Genomic DNA, 17,063 nt, shown 5'->3' with positions numbered 1-17,063 from the left:
TTACTCCTCTGTACCGCGGGCGAGCGGTGCTGTTCCCAGGTCCAGCCAGGTGGTCTTGAGTGCCGAGTAGGCGTCCAGTGCGTGGAGCGACTTGTCGCGGCCCGCCCCGGTGTCCTTGAAGCCCCCGAAGGGGGTGATGACGTCGCTCGCGTCGAAGGTGTTGACCCACACGGTGCCGGCCCGCAGCGCGCGGGCGACCCGGTGCGCGGTGGACACGTCGCGGGTCCACACGCTCGCGGCCAGGCCGTAGCGGCTGTCGTTGGCGAGCCGTACACCTTCCTCGACGCCGCGGAACGGGATGGTCGCCAGCACGGGGCCGAAGATCTCCTGCTGGCCGATCCGGCCCCCGTTGTCCACGCCGTCGAGGACGGTGGGCTCCACGTAGAAGCCGCCGCTGCCGGGGAGGGCGGCCTGCCCGCCGAGCACGGTGCGGGCGCCCTCGTGCGCGGCGACGTCCAGGTAGTCGAGCACCCGGTCCCGCTGGGCCGCGTCCACCAGCGGGCCGATCTGCGTGGCGGGGTCGAGCGGGTCGCCCAGGCGCAGGGCGCGGGTGACGGAGACGACCTCGTGGAGCAGTTCGTCGTGGACCCGCTCGTCGACCAGCAGCCGGGAACCGGCGTTGCAGGTCTGCCCCGCGTTGTAGAAGATCCCCCAGGCGACGGCGCTCGCCGCGGCCTTGAGGTCGGCCGCGTCGGCGAGGACCAGCTGGGGTGACTTGCCGCCCAGTTCCAGGGCGACCTGCTTGCCGTTGCTGGCGGCGCTGTAGCCGAGGAAGGCCCGGCCGACGGCGGTGGACCCGGTGAAGGCGATCTTGTCCACGTCGTGGTGCAGGCCGAGCGCCCGTCCGGCGACGGGACCGTGGCCGGGCACGACGTTGAGCACGCCGGGCGGGAGGCCGGCCTCGGCGGCGAGTTCCGCCAGTTTCAGGGCGGAGAGGGAGGACTGCTCGGCGGGCTTGAGGATCACGCTGTTGCCCATGGCCAAGGCGGGCGCGATCTTCCAGGAGGTGATGAGCAGGGGGTAGTTCCACGGTACGACCGCCGCGACGACGCCGAGTGGCTCCCGGGTGACCAGGGCGAGCGCGCTGCGCGGGGCGGGCGCGATCTCGTCGTAGGTCTTGTCGACCGCCTCGGCGTACCACTGGATGCAGTCCGCGCACTTGGGCACGTCCACGGCGAGGGTGTCGGAGATGGGCTTGCCCGAGTCCAGCGCCTCCAGCAGTGCCAGTTCGTCCAGGTTCTCGCGGATCAGTTCCGCCAGCCGCAGCAGCACCTGCTTGCGGTGCCGGGGGTCGGCCTGCGACCAGCGGCCGTCCTGGAAGGCGGTTCGGGCGGCGCGTACGGCATCGTCGACGTCCTCCTCCCCGGCCGCGGAGACCAGGGCGAGGACCGAGCCGTCGCGGGGACTGACGGTGGGGAAGGTCTCTCCCGAGCGGGCGGGGCGGAAGGCCCCGTCGATGAAGAGACCGGTGTGCGGGGTGAGGGCGGAAGCGCGCTTCCGCCAGGTGCCGTCGTCCACGGCCATGGCGTCACTCCAGGTGCGCGGGTACGGGTGGTGCTGTGCGTGGGTGCGGGTGGTGCTGTGGATGGTGCGTGGTGCGTGGTGCGTGGTGCGTGGTGCGTGGTGCTGTGTGCGGGTGCGGGTGCGGGTGCGGGTGCGGGTGCGGGTGCGGGTGCGGGTGGTGCTGTGCGTGCGGGTGCCGGGGCGGGCGGTCAGCCGGTCCGGCGCAGCCGTGCGACGGCGTCGTGGTCGATCGCCGCGCCCAGGCCGGGGGACCGGGGGACGTGCAGAAACCCGTCGCGGTCGACCTCCACCGGTTCGGCGAGGAAGAAGTCGCGCCGTTCGGGGGTCCAGCCCGGCGGGTCGTACGGATACTCGACGTAGGGCCCGCCGCCGACGCCGGCGACGACGTGCAGGTTGGCCAGCAGACCGAGGCCGTTGCTCCAGGTGTGCGGGGTGAACCAGCGGTGGCGCAACTGAGCCAGCTCGGCGACGAACCGGGCTCGGTACATGCCCACGGCCAGCACCACGTCGGGCTGGTAGACGTCGAACGCGTCCTCCTCCACGAGCTGCACCAACTCGGGCAGGCTGCGCACCATTTCGCCACCGGCGATCCGCAGCCCGGTGGCGTCCCGCACGGAGCGAGCCCCGCGGATGTCGGCCTGTGGCAGCGGCTCTTCCAGCCACAGCACGCCCAGCTCCTTCAGCCGGGCCGCGACCGAGCGGACCGAGGCCAGGTCGAGGGCGGGGTCGATGTCGCCGCTCATGCGCCACATCTGGTTGAGGTCGACCATGATGTCGATGTCGTCGCCGACGGCCTCCCGGGCGGCCTGCACGGCGGCGATGCCCTCGTCGAGCCGGTCGCGGGCGACGCGGATCTTCATGGCGCGGAATCCGCGCTCCGCCGCGGCCACCGCCGCGTCGGCGCGGGCCTTCGGTTCCTTGAGTTCACCGAAGGAGGCGTAGGCGGGAAGCCGGTCGCTCGCCGCGCCGAAGAGAGTGGCGACGGGCAGGTCGCACGCCTTGCCGACGATGTCCCACAGGGCCGCCTCCAGCGGCCAGTAGCGCCCGGCGTGGAAGTTGATGGTCTCGATGGTGCGGACATGGCTGAGGATCTGCAGCGGGTCCTTGCCGAGGAAGAGGTGCTCGAAGGCCTCGAAGCCGTCCATGGTGTCGCCGGAGCCGTATCCGACGATTCCCTCGTCGGTTTCCACGGTCACCAGGGTGGCGTCGAAGAAGGTCCGGGGGACCGGGTCCCAGGCGGCGGCGAACGCGGGTTCCAGGGGGAGCCGCATGCGGGCCAGCCGAATTGCGGTGATCTTCATGCTGCGGTCACTCCGGCGCGGTGAAGAAGGGATTGGTCGGGCGGGTCCTGGCGGCGAGCACGTCGTCCAGGGCAGGGGCTTTGGAGGCGCCGTTGGCAAGCGCCTCACGGGTGGCCTTCCGGTTGTTGCGGTAGACCTCGTCGGGATCGCCGGCCGCCGGGTTGACCCACACGGCGGCGATGAGGACCAGGTCGTCGATCTGCCAGGCCGGGACGACTCCGTCGGCGACGGCGTCCGCGACCCCGGCCGCGACCCCCGCCTGTGCCGGGCCCCAGGTCAGTTCGCCGTGCCGGTCGTCGTCGACGGCGGCCTTGTTGACGAACAGCGTCATCGGCTTCACGGGCAGGCTGGGGGCGAGGACCGCGACGAACGGGGCGTGGCCGCGGCTGGGTGTGGCCAGCGCGGTCGCCCAGGCGGAGCCCGCCGGACCTTCCCGCTCGCCGAGCACGGTGTTGATGTGCGCGGCGTTGGGGCCGGAGCCGACGAAGCTCTCTCCGATCTGCATGAGGGGGTGCCTTTCGGGCTGGTGGGGTGGGCGCGGCGGGCGGGATGCCTCGGGGCCGCACGGGGCTGTTCCGGTTGCCCGGCGCGGCCCCGTGCGGGTGGCGCCGGGCCATGGGGCCGGTGGGACGCCTGTGGGCTACTTGACGAAGCCGTTGTCCACCAGCCAGTCGTGTGCGATGTCCTCCGGGTCCTCACCCTCGACGTCCGCGAGCGCGTTGAGCTTCTGCATCTCGTCGGTGGTGAGCTTCTCGGCGAGCGGCGCGAAGATGTCCTTCAGCTCGGGGTGCTTCTCGAGCGTCTCCTGCTTGAGCGTGAGCGCCGGCTGGTAGACGGGGAAGAAGTGCTTGTCGTCCTCCAGCACCACCAGCTTGTTGGCCGGGATGCGCCCGTCGGTGGCGAAGACCTCACCGAAGTTGCAGGTGGAGCCCTTGGCGGTCTCGGTGTAGATCAGGCCGGTGTCGAGCGTCTTCACGTTCGCCTTGGGCGTGTTGATGCCGTACGCCTTCACCAGCCCCGGGAAGCCGTCGTCGCGGGTGGAGAACTCGCTCTCGATGCAGAAGGTCGCCTCCTGCGGCTTGTCCTTGCTGAGTGCGGCGAGGTCGGACAGGGACTTGACGCCGAGTTCGGCGGCCTTGTCCTCGCGGATCGCGAAGGCGTACGTGTTGTTCAGCGGGGCCGGCGGGTCGATCCAGGCGATGCCGTTCTTCGTCAGGTCGTCCGAGGCGACCTTCTCGAACTGCTGACGCTGGTCGGCGATCGGCTTGGTCTGGTGCAGATAGGTGATCCAGCCGGTGCCGGTGTACTCCCAGTACATCGAGATGTCACCGGACTCCAGGGCCTTTCTGGTGCCGGCGGAGCCCTTGATGTTGGTCTTGTCGGTGACGTCCGCGCCGTTCGCCTCCAGCAGTTCGACCGTCATGCGGCCCAGGATGATCTGCTCGGAGAAGTCCTTGGAGCCCACGGTGAACGAGGCGCCCTCGAGGGCGCCTCCGGCGGAGCCGGAGGCGGCCTTGGGGCTGTCGCCTCCGCCGCAGGCGGTCAGGACCAGCGAGGCCGCGGCGAGTGAGGCTGCGAGGGCGAGTGGGGTGCGGGTGCGGGTGCGGAAAGAAGCGCGGGAGGGTGTGCGGGAAGACATGGCGGTACTCCTGTGCGGGCGTGCGAGGGGACGGGGAGGTGACCGTGGGAGGTGGCGTGCGGGGGTGGTGCGGGGGCCGCGGTGTCGCGGGGTGGTACGGGCACCGCGGTGGAAGGGGGGTGGGGATCAGATGCCCTTGGGCCTGAGGGCCTGCTCGGCCAGGCCGCCGGCCCAGTCGACGAGCAGGGCGATGGACGCGGTGACGACGCTTCCGGTGACGAGAACCGCGGTCCGGTCCAGCTTGATGCCGTTGACGATGATGTCGCCCAGACCGCCGGCGTTGACGAAGGTGGCGAGCGTGGCGACGCCGACGCAGAAGACCAGGGCGGTGCGCAGTCCGGCCAGGATGACCGGAACGGCGAGCGGTAGCTCGATCCTCAGCAGGATCTGTGCGGGCTTCATGCCCATGCCGCGGGCGGCCTCGATCAGCGAGCGGTCGACCTGCTGGATGCCGACGAGGGTGTTGCGGAGCACCGGGAGAGCCGAGTAGGCGACCAGGCTGGTCATGGCGACACCGAAGCCGGGTCCGTACAGGATGGTCAGCAGGACCAGGACGCCGATGGCCGGGGTGGCCTGGCCGATGTTCGCGAGGCCCAGCAGTACGGGCGGGACCCAGCGGGCCCGGACCCGGCTGGCCACGATGCCGAGGGGAACGGCGATGGCCATGATGAGCACGGTGGCGATCACGGTGAGCTTGAGGTGCTCGGTCGTCCTTGCCACCAGGTAACCGCTGTTGAGCGTGCGCTGTTCGATGCTGTCCAGCTGCATCGACTGCACCCACAGGTAGTCGGCCAGCAGGGCGGCGGCGACCACCACGGGCGTGCCGACGGAGCGCAACCGGCTGACGGCCCTGTCCCTGTTCTTCCGGCCGGACACCGGAACGTGGGTGCTGACCGCGGTCACCGGACACCTCTTCCGTCGGCCGCCAGCGCGACGGAGTCGAAGTCCAGCTCGCCGAGGACGGTGCCGTCCGTGCCGAGGACGGCGACGCGCTCGGCACGGTGTGCGACGATCGCGTCGAGGACGTCGCGCAGCGTCGCACCGGCGGCCACGGCCGGTATGTCACCGGATCCGGCGGGCAGCAGGTCCAGGTCGCCGGCGCGGATCAGGCCCAGTCGCTTGATGGCGGCCTGCCCGCCCACGAAGGACCTGACGTAGTCGTCGGCCGGAGCGGCGAGGATGCGTTCGGGGGTGTCGTACTGGACGATCCGGGACCGCTCCCCGAGCACCGCGATCCGGTCGCCGAGCCGCAGGGCCTCCTCGAAGTCGTGGGTGACGAAGATGATGGTCTTGCGCAGCCGCTGCTGGAGCGCGAGGAACTCGTTCTGCAACCGCTCACGGGTGATCGGGTCGGTGGCCCCGAACGGCTCGTCCATCAGCATCACCGGCGGGTCGGCGGCAAGGGCCCGGGCGACGCCCACCCGCTGCTGCTGGCCGCCGGAGAGCTGGCGCGGATAGCGGGAGCGGTAGCGGCCGGGGTCCAGACCGACCAGGTTCAGCAGTTCGTCGACGCGCTCGGCGCTCCTGCGCCGGTCCCAGCCCAGCATTCGCGGGACCAGGGCGATGTTGTCCGCGATGGTCATGTGCGGGAACAGGCCGATCTGCTGGATGACGTACCCGATCCTGCGGCGCAGTTCGTGCGGGTTGAGCGAGAGGACGTCCTCGCCGTCGATGGTGATGCGGCCGCTGCTCGGTTCGATCAGCCGGTTGACCATCTTCATGGTGGTGGTCTTGCCGCATCCGGAGGGCCCGATGAAGCAGACCAGCTCCCCGGCGGGGATCACCATCGAGAAGGACTCGACGGCGGCCTCCTCCTGTCCCGGATAGACCTTGGTCACCTCGGTGAGCTCGATGCGCGCACCGTGCCGGACGCCGTCGGTGGAGTCCGTGGAGTCGGTGGAGCGGGCGGAGTCGGCGGAGTCGGTGGAGTCGGTGGAGGTTCTGCTTCCCATTGCGGTCGCGGTCGGCGAAGCGTGGTCAGACACGGAGACCCCTCGGGGTGGACAGTCGCCGCACGGCGAAGAACAACAGGTCGAAGAGGAGGGCCAGGACGACGACGCCGAGGGTCCCGGCGAGTGCCTGGTTGAGGGCGTTCCTCGATCCCAGCCGGGAGAGCCCGTCGAAGATCTCGTTGCCGAGGCCCGGCCCGGCGACATAGGCGGCGATGGCAGCGATACCGACGATGAGCTGGGTGGACACCCGGACGCCCGTGAGGATCACCGGCCATGCCAGGGGGAGCTGGACGCGCAGCATGGTGCGCACCGGGCCCATGCCGGTGCCGCGGGCCGCTTCCAGGACCGCCGCACTGACCTCCCCGAGCCCGACGACGGTGTTGCGGGTGATCGGAAGCAGCGCGTACACCACCAGGGCCACCACGGTCGGGGTCCAGCCCAGCCCCAGCAACGGGATGAGCAGGCCCAGCAGTGCGAAGCTCGGGATGGTGAGGAACGTGCCCGTGGTCGCGACCGCCACGGAGCGCCCCGTGGGCCGGTCCCATGTGGCGACACCCAGCGCGACGCCGAGCACGGTGGCGATCGCGATCGCCGTGCCGACGACGGCGGCATGCTGCATGCCCTGCTGCCACAGATCGTCGGCGTGCCTATCGATGTACTCGACAAACCGGTCCATGTTCGCTGAGGACTCCCTTCATGCGATCGGTGCCGCCTTTCCGTGCCGGGCGGGTGCCGATCGGTGTGCTGAACGGTAGGCGTGCGTAATATGGCGGACAACTGGAGTTGCCTATACTGCAACAGGAGTCCGATATGGCAGCGCGTCCGCTTTCCGGCCTGCGCCGGGACATCGAATTTCTGGAAGTCCTCGCAGGTCAGGAGGCCCACGCCCGGGGCGGGCTGGGAGTCAGCCGGATCGCGGAACTCTCCGGACGGGAAAAGAGCCAGGTGTCTCGGGCGCTCGCGAGCCTCGCCGAGGAGGGATTGGTGGACCGGGATTCGGACACCCAGGCCTACCGCATCGGCTGGCGGCTGTACGCGCTCGCGGCTCGTACCGGCGAGGCCAGGCTGGCCTCCGTCTCGGCGCCCTTTTTGCGCCGACTGGTGGCGCAATTGAACGAGACTGTACATCTATGCGTACTTCGCGGCAATGGTGTGCTGACCCTGGTCAGTGAGTCCTCGCCGCACGCCTTCCGCAGCCTCGGCTGGCAGGGGGTGATGGTCCCCGTCCTGCACACCTCGGCCGGACGGGTCCTGGTCTCGGACTGGGAGGAGCCGGTGCTGCGCGCCTGGTTCACCGAGGAGCAGTTCGCCGAGATCCCGCCCACGCTGCGCATCCGCAGCATCGGCGATCTGCTCCGGGAGGTGGAGGCGATTCGTTCGCGCGGCTTCGCCATGGCGGACGAGGACTTCGAGACGGGCCTGGTCGGCGTCTCCGCCCCGGTCCGTGACCACGCCGGACGGATCATCGCGGCGATCAACATGGGCGCACCCAAGGGCCGGGTGGGGCGGCACCTCGACGCGGCGGGCAGGCTCACCGCGCGATGCGCGCTGGAGCTGTCCCACGCGCTGGGCCACGACGGTGCGACCGGCGGGCAGGGCGCCTCCCGACCGCCGTCCCCCGTCCCGCCCCGGCAGGCCGGGAGCGCCAGGCCCGCACCGCCCCACTGAACCGGGATCCGAACGGGATCCGAACGGGATCCGACCCGGGATCCGAACCGGGATCCGAACCGGGCTTGGCGGTGGGCCGCTGTCGACGGTGCCATGCCCGGCGGCCATCGGCCGGGCGGGCCGGGCCGACCGGGCGGGCCGGCTCGGCTGGGTCGATCGCGTCGATCGCGTCGATCGCGTCGACCGGGCCGGCTGGGTCGACCGGGCCGGCTGGGCAGGTCGCGTCGGGGCCGGCCCCGGGCGCGGATCCCGGACCGCGATCCCGATGCCGATCCCGATCCCGGGCGCGGATCCCGAACCGCGATCCCGATCCCGGTGCGGACCGCGAACTCCGGCTCGGCCCCCCGGCCCCGGGTCCGGTGAGGTGTCTCCTTTGTGTATCTGAAGCGGGATCAGGTGGATTGGCGGGGCGCTTTCCCCCTTACGGCGGCGGCGGGCTTGGCTCTAGTCTCGACCAATCGCTTGCGAGTTACCTGCCGGTTAACAAGACATTGAGCGTGCCCCCGGGCCCGGAGGTCGATGTGAGTTCCGCCCAGTCCCTTCTCGAAAGCCGCCCGGTCTCCGTGGCGCACCTGCTTCTCTCCAGAGTTGCGGCGACACCCGATCGGGAGGCCTACCGCTATCCCGTGCCGATCGGCGGTCAGGCCGGCGACGGCGCTTCCGGCGCCGAGCAGTGGCGTTCGCTGACCTGGGCGCAGACCGCGGAGCGCGTCAGGGCGATCGCGGCCGGCCTGATCGCCCTCGGGCTGCGGCCCGAGGAGCGGGTGGCTATCTCCTCCTCCACCCGGGTGGAGTGGATCCTGGCCGATCTGGGCGCCATGTGCGCGGGTGCGGCGGCCACCGCCGTCTACCCGAGCACCAATGCGGACGAGACGGTGTACATCCTGTCCGACTCCGGCAGCCGGGCCGTCTTCGCCGAGAACGCCGCCCAGTTGACCAAGGTGGCCGGCCAACTCGACCGGCTGCCCGGGCTGGGCCACGCCATCCTCTTCGACGCGGAGGAGGCCGCCCCCCGACTGGAGGGTCTCGAGGGCCTGGAGGTGCTGTCCCTCGCCGAGTTGGAGAAACGCGGCACGGCGTACCTGGAGGAGCACCCGGACGCGGTCGAGAAGGCGATCCAGGCGATCGAGCCGGAGCAACTCGCCACCCTGATCTACACCTCCGGCACGACCGGCCGGCCGAAGGGCGTGCGCCTGGTGCACGACTGCTGGTCGTACCAGGCCGTGGCACAGGAGGCCCGAGGGCTGCTGCGCTCCGACGACGTGCAGTACCTGTGGCTGCCGCTCTCCCATGTCTTCGGCAAGGCCCTGATCTCCGGTCAGATAAGGACCGGTCATGTGCTGGCGGTGGACGGCCGGATCGACCGCATCATCACCAACCTGCCCGCCGTGCGGCCGACGCTGATGGCTTCCGCCCCGCGGATCTTCGAGAAGGTCTACAACGGCATCGCGGGAAGGGCGAGAGCCGAGGGCGGCGCCAAGTACAAGATCTTCCTGTGGGCCGCGAAGGTCGCCCGGCAGTACGCCAGGGCCGGGCAGGAGAGCATGGCGGCCACCGGGACGCGACGGGTGCCCCTGCCGCTCGCCGTGAGGCACGCCATCGCCGACCGGCTGGTGTACGGCAGGATCCGCGCGGCCTTCGGAGGCAGTCTGCGCTTCAGCGTCTCGGGCGGTGCGGCACTCGCCCCCGACATCGGCTACTTCTTCGCCGGCGCCGGCGTGCGCATCCTCGAGGGCTACGGTCTCACCGAGACCAGCTCGGGCTGCGTCGTCAACCCCGCCGGCGACAACCGGATCGGCACGGTGGGCACACCGCTGCCCGGCACGGAGGTCCGCGTCGCGGAGGACGGCGAGATCCTGCTGCGGGGCCCCGGCAACATGCGCGGCTACCACAACCTCCCCGAGAAGACCGCGGAGGTGCTGGAGAGCGACGGCTGGCTGCACACCGGCGACATCGGCGAGGTGGACGCGGACGGCTTCGTCCGGATCACCGACCGCAAGAAGGACTTGTTCAAGACCTCGGGCGGCAAGTACGTGGCACCCACCGAGATCGAGGGCCGTTTCAAAGCGATCTGCCCGTTCGTCGGCAACATCATGGTCATCGGCGACGGCCGCAACTTCTGCTCCGCCCTGATCACCCTGGACCAGACCGCGATCATGCCCTGGGCGGCGTCCCACGGCCTCGACGGCCTCGGCTACGCCGAGGTCGTCTCCTCGCCGCAGGTCCATGAGCTGATCGGCGGCTTCGTCCAGCGGGTCAACGGCGACCTGCAACGGTGGCAGACCATCAAGAAGTTCTCGGTGCTGCCGCGCGACCTCGACGTCGAGCACGGTGAACTCACCCCGAGCCTCAAGGTGAAGCGGCCGGTCGTGGAGCGCGAGTACGCCGAGGTCATCGAGGCGATGTACGAGGGTTCCCGCGAGGCCTGATCACCCGCCGCGCGGCCGTCCGGGAGCCCCGGCGCGGCGGCGCGGCCCGTCCGGCCGGCCGCCGTGCTTCGTGCTTCGTGCTCCGTGCTCCGGGCTCACGCCGCTCGGTACGGGCGCCATCCCCGGCACCGGGACTTCCACGGCCCCCGCCACGGGGCGACCGCGGTGGGGCGACCGCGGTGGGGCGACCGCGGTGGGGCGACCGCGGTGGGGCGACCGCGGTGGGGTGACCGCGGTGGGGCCCGCGGTCGCCTACTCCTCCGGCGGTTCCGGACGGCGGCGGTTCCGGACGGCGGGGCAACCGGGCAGCGGTGGTCTTGGACGGCGGTGGTTTTGGACGGCGGTGGTACGGGGCGACCGCGGTGGGGCCGTGGCCGGTGACTGACCGGAGCCGTGGCCGTCGGCGGGGTGCGGCGGGTCGGCGGTCGGCGGAGGCATCATTTTGGGAATGGGTTCCATTTCCATGTAATGTGCGCCGGAGTTCGCACCGTCGTCCGGAGAGGGCTCGATCCCATGGCCGTTCCCAAGCGGAAGATGTCCCGCAGCAACACCCGCCACCGCCGCGCCCAGTGGAAGGCCGCCACGTCGCAGCTCGTGCCCGTCACGGTCGACGGAGTGACCTATCTGGTGCCGCAGCGGCTGGTCAAGGCCTACGAGCGCGGTCTGCTGCACCCCAAGGGCTGACAGCACGCCCGAACGACCACGCGAACGATCATCCGTCCGGCTGTTCGTCCGGCTGTCCGATCAGCCAGTCAGCCAGTCAGCCAGCCAGTCAGGCCAGTCGACCAGCCGGACGGTACGGCCCCGGATGCGCACGGTCCCGGGGAACCGCGCCGATCGCGCGCCGTGCGGGTGAATGCTCCGGGTCGGGCGGTGGTCGCAGCCACGGCACCGCCCGACCCGGGCGAGTTGCGCTGCCGGATCACCCGGGCGGCAGGCCACGGGCAGCAGGCTGCGGGCCACGGACAGCGGTCAGCCGTCTGCGGACAGCGGGGAGCGCCGGCCGGCCCCGGGAGGAGGGCGTCCCACCGCTATCGTGATGCCTCCCGGACGAGCCGGAGCCGATGCGAACGAACCAGGGGGGTCGGTGCAGGACCAGCCGAACACGTCCCCGCGAGCGGGAACGCGGCGGGTGACACAGCCGGTGACCCGGCCGGTGGCGGCTACTCACCCGCGGGGCCCCGCCGCGGACCCGAGAGGTCCCGCCATGGACTCGCGAGGTCCCGCCGCGGCGCCCGTCCTCGCCGCGGGCGCCGCCTCGGTGCTCGCGGTGGCCGGGCTCGCCTGGGCGGCGGGAGCGCCCGAGTGGCTGGCCCATCCCGGCTTCCGGGCCTGGCAGACGATCTGCGTGGCTGTCACGTTGCAGGCCCTGCCGTTCCTGATCCTGGGCACACTGGTCTCCGGTGCGGTCAACGCCTTCGTGCCGGAGCGTGTGTTCAGCAGGGCGCTGCCTCGCCGGCCCGCTCTCGCGGTGCCGGTGGCGAGCGCGGCCGGGGTCGTGCTGCCGGGCTGCGAGTGCGCTTCGGTGCCCGTGGCGGGGAGTCTGATCCGGCGGGGTGTGGCGCCGGCCGCCGCCTTCGCTTTCCTGCTGTCCGCGCCCGCCGTCAACCCCATCGTGCTGGCCTCGACCGCCGTCGCCTTCCCCGGCCGCCCGGAGATGGTCGCCGCCCGGCTCGTCGCGTCACTCGCCGTCTCGGCGGCGATGGGCTGGCTTTGGCTGAGGTTCGGGCGCGCGGAGTGGCTGCGCATGCCGTCCCGCCACACCGGCCACCGGCCCGGCCGCAGCCGGTGGGAGGAGTTCCGGTTGGGCTTCCAGCACGACTTCCTGCACGCCGGGGGATTCCTCGTGCTCGGTGCCATGGCCGCGGCGACGTTCAACGTCGCCGTGCCGAGGTCGGTGCTGGACACCTTCTCCGGATCGCCCTGGCTGTCGGTGCTGTTCCTCGCCGGGCTCGCGATCGTCCTCGCCGTCTGCTCGGAGGCCGACGCCTTCGTCGCCGCCTCGCTCACCGGCTTCTCGCCCACGGCGCGGCTGGCCTTCATGGTGGTCGGCCCCATGGTCGACGTGAAACTGATCGCCCTCCAGGCAGGCACCTTCGGCCGGGCGTTCGCCCTGCGCTTCTCCGCGGCCACGGCGGTCGTCGCCGTCGCGGCCAGCGCCCTCGTCGGCTGGTGGCTGCTGTGAGACTCCGGTTCCAGGCCGTACTGCTCATCGTGATCGGGGCCGGGGTCCTCCGCGTGTCCCTCTTCAGCGACATCGGACTGCGCTACGTGAAAGAGGGAATGCAGCCCTACCTCGCCGCGTCCGGGATCGCGCTGTGCGCCCTGGGCCTGCTCGGCGCCCGGCGGGACGGACTGCCCTTCCGGGCGCGCCGTCAGGGGAGCGACGCCTCTCACCGGGACCCGGCACCGGTCCACGGGCACGACCACACCCGCGGACCGGGTGTCGCCTGGCTTCTGCTGCCGCCCGCCCTCGTCCTGCTCCTCAACGCCCCGCCCGCACTGGGCTCCTACACCGCCGCACGGGACAATCCGCAGCTCGTCGCCGAGTACGAGAGCTTCGAGACGCTCCCGGCTCGCGGCCCCGTCCCGCTCTCCCTGACCGAGTTCATCGCCCGGGTGCAGCAGGAGGAGCAGCAGAGTCTCAAGGGCCGCACCGTCGTCGTGCAGGGGTTCGTCACACCGGGCGAGGACGGGGACTGGGAACTGAGCCGTCTCCTGATCTCCTGCTGTGCGGCCGACGCGCAGTCGCTGGCCGTCACCGTGCACGGCGCGGCCGCACCGCCCGCGGACACCTGGGTGCGGGTCGTCGGCACCTGGCACCCGCACGGCACCCTTGGCACCACCTCGGCCGCGCTCGCGCTCGATGCCGTCGCGGTCGACAGGATCCCGGAACCGCCTCTCCCTTACGTCGACAGGCCTCCCGCGGCCGGCTGAGCACGGCGTTCCTCCGGCTGATCCGCGGGACGCGGGTCGTCCCCTGAGGTGGATCCGGTCGCCTGGGTCCCCGTGACCGCGCAGACGCCCGTCCGGTGGATTCCGGGAGGCGGCGGTGCGATGATTCAAGTGATAACCGTTTCGGTTTCGGCTTCGGGTTTCGGCTTCGGGTTTCGGCTTCGGTTTCCGCCTCGGCTTCGGTTTCCGCCTTGGGTTCGGTTTCGGGTTCGGTTTCGCTTTCCGCTCGGAGGACGCAGATGGGCGTCTCCTCAGGCCGTCTCACGGCCCTCCTCACCGTTGCCGCGCTGGCGTTCGCGTCCGGGTGCGGCACTTCCTCGGGTGCCGGGCCGGGCGACGCCACGCCGCACGGGGACGAGAATCCGGCCATCCCCGTCGTCGCCTCGACCAACGTCTACGGGGACATCGCCCGGCAGATCGGCGGGGATCGGGTCAGGGTCGTCTCGATCATCAGCGATCCCGCGCAGGACCCGCACTCGTACGAGGCGAGCACACGGAACCAGCTGGAGCTGTCCCGGGCGAAGGTCGTCGTCGAGAACGGCGGCGGCTACGACGACTTCGTCGGAAAGATGCTGCGGGGTGCACGGAACTCCGGGGCGGAGGTCGTCAACGCCGTAGACGTGTCGGGCAGGAGCCCGGACGGTGGCGGTGAGTTCAACGAACACGTCTGGTACGACCTCCCCACCATGGGGAAGCTCGCCGACCGGATCGCGGACGCCCTGGCCGCGACCGCCCCGGCGGACGCCGACGTCTTCCGGAAGAACGCAGCGACGTTCCGGGAGAAGCTGACGACGCTCCGGGACACCGAACGGCAGATCAGGGCGGACCACGGCGGTACGGCGGTGGCGGTCACGGAACCCGTACCGCTCTACCTGATCCGGGCGAGCGGGCTGCGGAACCTCACGCCCAGCGACTTCAGCGAAGCGGTCGAGGAAGGCGACGACGTCTCCGCGAGGACCCTGCGGCGGACACTCGACCTGTTCGCGGACGACCGGGTGCGGGCGCTCGTGTACAACGAGCAGACCTCCGGTCCCCAGACGGAGAAGGTCGAGCAGGCCGCCCGGGCCCGCGGCATTCCCGTGGTCCCCGTCACCGAGACCCTCCCTCCGGGCGAGGACTACATCAGCTGGATGACCACCAACCTCGACGCTCTCAGGAGAGCGCTGGACACGCGGCCGTGAACAGGGCACGTCTCGCGCAGCCGTGAACAGAGCACCGGAGCCACCGGAGGCATCGGAGATACCGGGGAGACCGGGGAGACCGGAGACGCCGGAGACGCCGGAGACATAGGGGAGACCGGGGAGCCCGTAGGCACCGCTCTCAGCAGAGCACCCGGACACACAGGCAGACGAGCAGCAGGCGGGACACGTCATGGACCGTACCGAAGCCATCGCACCGCTTTCCCGTCCGGGCCGTGCCGCCGGCGGGGACGCCGACCCGGGCAGGCCGGTGGTCCGTCTGCGGGACGCCACCCTTGCCCACGGCGACCGCGTGCTCTGGCGCGGCCTGGACCTCGACGTGCGGCCCGGGGAGTTCCTCGCGGTGCTGGGCCCGAACGGGTCGGGCAAGACCAGCCTGTTGCGGGTGATCCTCGGCCGGCAGCAGCTCACCGCGGGCTCGGTCACGGTCCTCGGCCGGGTCCCCCGGCGCGGCGGCGGACACATCGGCTACGTCCCCCAGCAGAAGTCCCTGCCCGCCCAGGCCGTGCTGCGCGCCCGTGACCTGGTGCGGCTCGGCGTGGACGGGCATCGCTGGGGGCTGCCGGCCACCCCCCGGTCGATCCGGCACCGCGTCGACGACGCGCTCGCCTCGGTCGGGGCGACGCCCTTCGCGGACGTCCCCGTCGGCAGGCTGTCCGGCGGCGAGCAGCAGCGCGTCCGTATCGCGCAGGCGCTCGCCGCCGATCCGCGGGTCATGCTCTGCGACGAGCCCCTGCTCTCCCTCGATCCGCAGTACCAGCGCACGGTCACCGACCTGGTGGACCGCCGGCGCCGTTCCGCCGGCACCGCCGTCGTCTTCGTGACCCATGAGATCAATCCCGTACTGGGACTGGTCGACAGGGTCCTGTACCTGGCCCGGGGCGGATTCCGGACCGGGACCGCGGACGAGGTGATGACCACGTCCGCCCTCTCCCGGCTGTACGGGACGCGCATCGACGTCGTCCGCGCCCGCGACCGCATCGTGGTCGTCGGGGCTCCCGATGCCGCCACCGCGCACGGCCACGAGGGCGGGCCGAACGGGGAGGCCGCCCGTGACGGGTGACGGGCTGCCCGCCGAGGGGGACGGCCCCGGCGTCCGGCAGCGGATCTTCAACTTCGACGACTACGGCGAACTGCTCGCCCTGGTCCACAACTCCCTGCTGGCCGGGGTCCTGCTCGGCCTGGTCGGCGGCCTGGCCGGGGTCTTCGTGATCAGGCGCGACCTGCCGTTCGCGGTGCACGGCATCAGCGAACTGTCGTTCGCCGGCGGGGCGGCGGCGCTGCTGCTGGGCCTGAACGTCGTGGCGGGTTCCATCGTGGGCTCCCTGCTGGCGGCGGCGGCCATCGGCCTACTGGGGGTCCGGGCACGGGACCGCAACTCGGTCATCGGCGTCGTCATGCCGTTCGGCCTCGGCCTCGGCGTGCTCTTCCTGTCTCTCTACCAGGGGCGGGCGGCGAACAAGTTCGGCCTGCTGACCGGCCAGATCATCGCCGTCGACACCCCCCGGATCTCCTGGCTCCTCACCATCTCCCTGGTGGTGCTCGGCGCACTCGCGATCGTCTGGAGGCCGCTGACCTTCGCCAGCGTCGACCCGGAGGTCGCCGAGGCGCGCGGGGTGCCCGTGCGGGCGCTGTCCCTGGCGTTCATGCTGGTGCTGGGCCTGGCGGTCGCCCTGTGCGTACAGATCGTCGGAGCGCTGCTGGTGCTGTCGCTCCTCGTCACCCCCGCGGCCGCCGCCGCGCGGATCACCGCCTCCACCACGCTGCTCCCCGTGCTCAGCGTCCTCTTCGCACTCGTCTCGATGGAGGGAGGGATCCTGCTCGCCCTCGGTAGCACGGTCCCCATCAGCCCCTACGTCACCACGATCTCCTTCGCGATCTACCTGGTGTGCAGACTGGCGACGACGAGGCGGGGCCGGGCCGCCCGGGACCTGCGGCGCTCCACACCGCGGCGGGCCGAGACAACGGCCTGAACGGTCCCGTCCAGGCCGTTCGTCCCCCGGCTCGCACCCGCCGACCGGGTGGGCGCAGACTGGATGAGAGGCGTCGTTCGGCAGGGACCGGAAGGAGCACCTCATGCACCCCCTCGCTCTCGCCGGCGCCGCGGCCGGCCGGCTGGCCCACTACGCGATCTCCGGAGTGGTGGGCGGTCTGATCATCCGCGGGGCCACCAAGCGTCTCCCCGACGGCACACCAGCGGCCCGCAAGGCGCTGGTCGGAGGCATCGCCAGCGGCATCGTCGCCGGCCGGTGGCTGGCGTCGGCGACCGAGGAGGCCCGGCTCAAGGCCGGTGACATGGTCGCGGAGGCGCGTACCTCGCTCGGCGAGGAGGCCCCGCCGCCCTCCGCCGTCAGGGTCGAGGCCGACGCCCACGACCACGGACACGAGCACTGACC

General features: G+C 71.6%; 16 protein-coding genes. 9 read left to right on the top strand and 7 right to left on the bottom strand.

Annotation, left to right across the window (positions count from 1 at the left end):
* The 7 genes from DDQ41_RS05920 to DDQ41_RS05890 all read right to left on the bottom strand — a co-directional run bounded on the left by DDQ41_RS05920 (position 1) and on the right by DDQ41_RS05890 (position 7,092).
* Complete coding sequence (locus DDQ41_RS05920) at positions 1–1,524, bottom strand: aldehyde dehydrogenase (RefSeq protein WP_109293531.1); 1,524 nt, start codon at positions 1,522–1,524, stop codon at positions 1–3.
* Positions 1,525–1,712: 188 nt separating this feature from the next.
* The gene (locus DDQ41_RS05915) at positions 1,713–2,825 is read right to left on the bottom strand and encodes a mandelate racemase/muconate lactonizing enzyme family protein (protein WP_109293530.1); all 1,113 of its coding nucleotides are present in this window, start codon (positions 2,823–2,825) and stop codon (positions 1,713–1,715) included.
* Positions 2,826–2,832: 7 nt separating this feature from the next.
* Entirely contained in the window at positions 2,833–3,330 is a 498-nt protein-coding gene (gene fae / locus DDQ41_RS05910) for a formaldehyde-activating enzyme (RefSeq protein WP_109293529.1), read from the bottom strand.
* Positions 3,331–3,465: 135 nt separating this feature from the next.
* Positions 3,466–4,464 (bottom strand): glycine betaine ABC transporter substrate-binding protein, encoded by a 999-nt coding sequence (locus tag DDQ41_RS05905; RefSeq protein ID WP_109293528.1) that lies wholly within the window; start codon positions 4,462–4,464, stop codon positions 3,466–3,468.
* Between the two features lie 126 nt (positions 4,465–4,590).
* Positions 4,591–5,367, bottom strand: a complete 777-nt coding sequence (locus DDQ41_RS05900; RefSeq protein ID WP_262508368.1) for an ABC transporter permease — start codon at positions 5,365–5,367, stop codon at positions 4,591–4,593.
* Positions 5,364–6,416, bottom strand: coding sequence for an ABC transporter ATP-binding protein (locus tag DDQ41_RS05895; protein WP_109293527.1), 1,053 nt, complete (start codon positions 6,414–6,416; stop codon positions 5,364–5,366). The genes DDQ41_RS05900 and DDQ41_RS05895 overlap by 4 nt, the downstream gene beginning before the upstream one ends.
* A 25-nt stretch (positions 6,417–6,441) precedes the next feature.
* Positions 6,442–7,092 carry an ABC transporter permease gene (locus DDQ41_RS05890; protein WP_109293526.1) on the bottom strand — a complete coding sequence of 217 codons (651 nt, stop codon included), beginning with the start codon at positions 7,090–7,092 and terminating at the stop codon, positions 6,442–6,444.
* Between the two features lie 134 nt (positions 7,093–7,226).
* Between DDQ41_RS05890 and DDQ41_RS05885 the strand changes: the two genes are divergently transcribed.
* From DDQ41_RS05885 to DDQ41_RS05845, 9 genes are all read left to right on the top strand, one after another.
* Entirely contained in the window at positions 7,227–8,084 is an 858-nt protein-coding gene (locus DDQ41_RS05885) for an IclR family transcriptional regulator (protein WP_109293525.1), read from the top strand.
* 521 nt (positions 8,085–8,605) lie between these two features.
* Positions 8,606–10,513 carry an AMP-dependent synthetase/ligase gene (locus DDQ41_RS05880; RefSeq protein ID WP_109293524.1) on the top strand — a complete coding sequence of 636 codons (1,908 nt, stop codon included), beginning with the start codon at positions 8,606–8,608 and terminating at the stop codon, positions 10,511–10,513.
* A gap of 513 nt (positions 10,514–11,026) precedes the next feature.
* Positions 11,027–11,197, top strand: a complete 171-nt coding sequence (gene rpmF, locus DDQ41_RS05875) for a 50S ribosomal protein L32 (RefSeq protein WP_109293523.1) — start codon at positions 11,027–11,029, stop codon at positions 11,195–11,197.
* Between the two features lie 586 nt (positions 11,198–11,783).
* Positions 11,784–12,698: a permease gene (locus DDQ41_RS05870; RefSeq protein WP_109297560.1), complete on the top strand. Its 915-nt coding sequence runs from the start codon at positions 11,784–11,786 to the stop codon at positions 12,696–12,698.
* Positions 12,695–13,450 (top strand): TIGR03943 family putative permease subunit, encoded by a 756-nt coding sequence (locus DDQ41_RS05865; protein WP_109293522.1) that lies wholly within the window; start codon positions 12,695–12,697, stop codon positions 13,448–13,450. The genes DDQ41_RS05870 and DDQ41_RS05865 overlap by 4 nt, the downstream gene beginning before the upstream one ends.
* Before the next feature lie 257 nt (positions 13,451–13,707).
* Entirely contained in the window at positions 13,708–14,649 is a 942-nt protein-coding gene (locus tag DDQ41_RS05860) for a metal ABC transporter solute-binding protein, Zn/Mn family (protein ID WP_109293521.1), read from the top strand.
* Between the two features lie 190 nt (positions 14,650–14,839).
* The gene (locus DDQ41_RS05855) at positions 14,840–15,730 is read left to right on the top strand and encodes a metal ABC transporter ATP-binding protein (protein WP_109293520.1); all 891 of its coding nucleotides are present in this window, start codon (positions 14,840–14,842) and stop codon (positions 15,728–15,730) included.
* Complete coding sequence (locus DDQ41_RS05850; RefSeq protein ID WP_109293519.1) at positions 15,720–16,640, top strand: metal ABC transporter permease; 921 nt, start codon at positions 15,720–15,722, stop codon at positions 16,638–16,640. Before DDQ41_RS05855 ends, DDQ41_RS05850 begins: the two co-directional genes overlap by 11 nt.
* 103 nt (positions 16,641–16,743) lie before the next feature.
* Positions 16,744–17,061: a DUF1490 family protein gene (locus tag DDQ41_RS05845; RefSeq protein WP_109293518.1), complete on the top strand. Its 318-nt coding sequence runs from the start codon at positions 16,744–16,746 to the stop codon at positions 17,059–17,061.
* Positions 17,062–17,063: the final 2 nt, after the last annotated feature.

The organism is Streptomyces spongiicola, assembly GCF_003122365.1.
In the GTDB taxonomy this organism is placed as follows: domain Bacteria; phylum Actinomycetota; class Actinomycetes; order Streptomycetales; family Streptomycetaceae; genus Streptomyces; species Streptomyces spongiicola.
The sequence above is the reverse complement of the archived record's forward strand: the minus strand, read 5'-3'. Positions and strand labels throughout refer to the sequence as shown.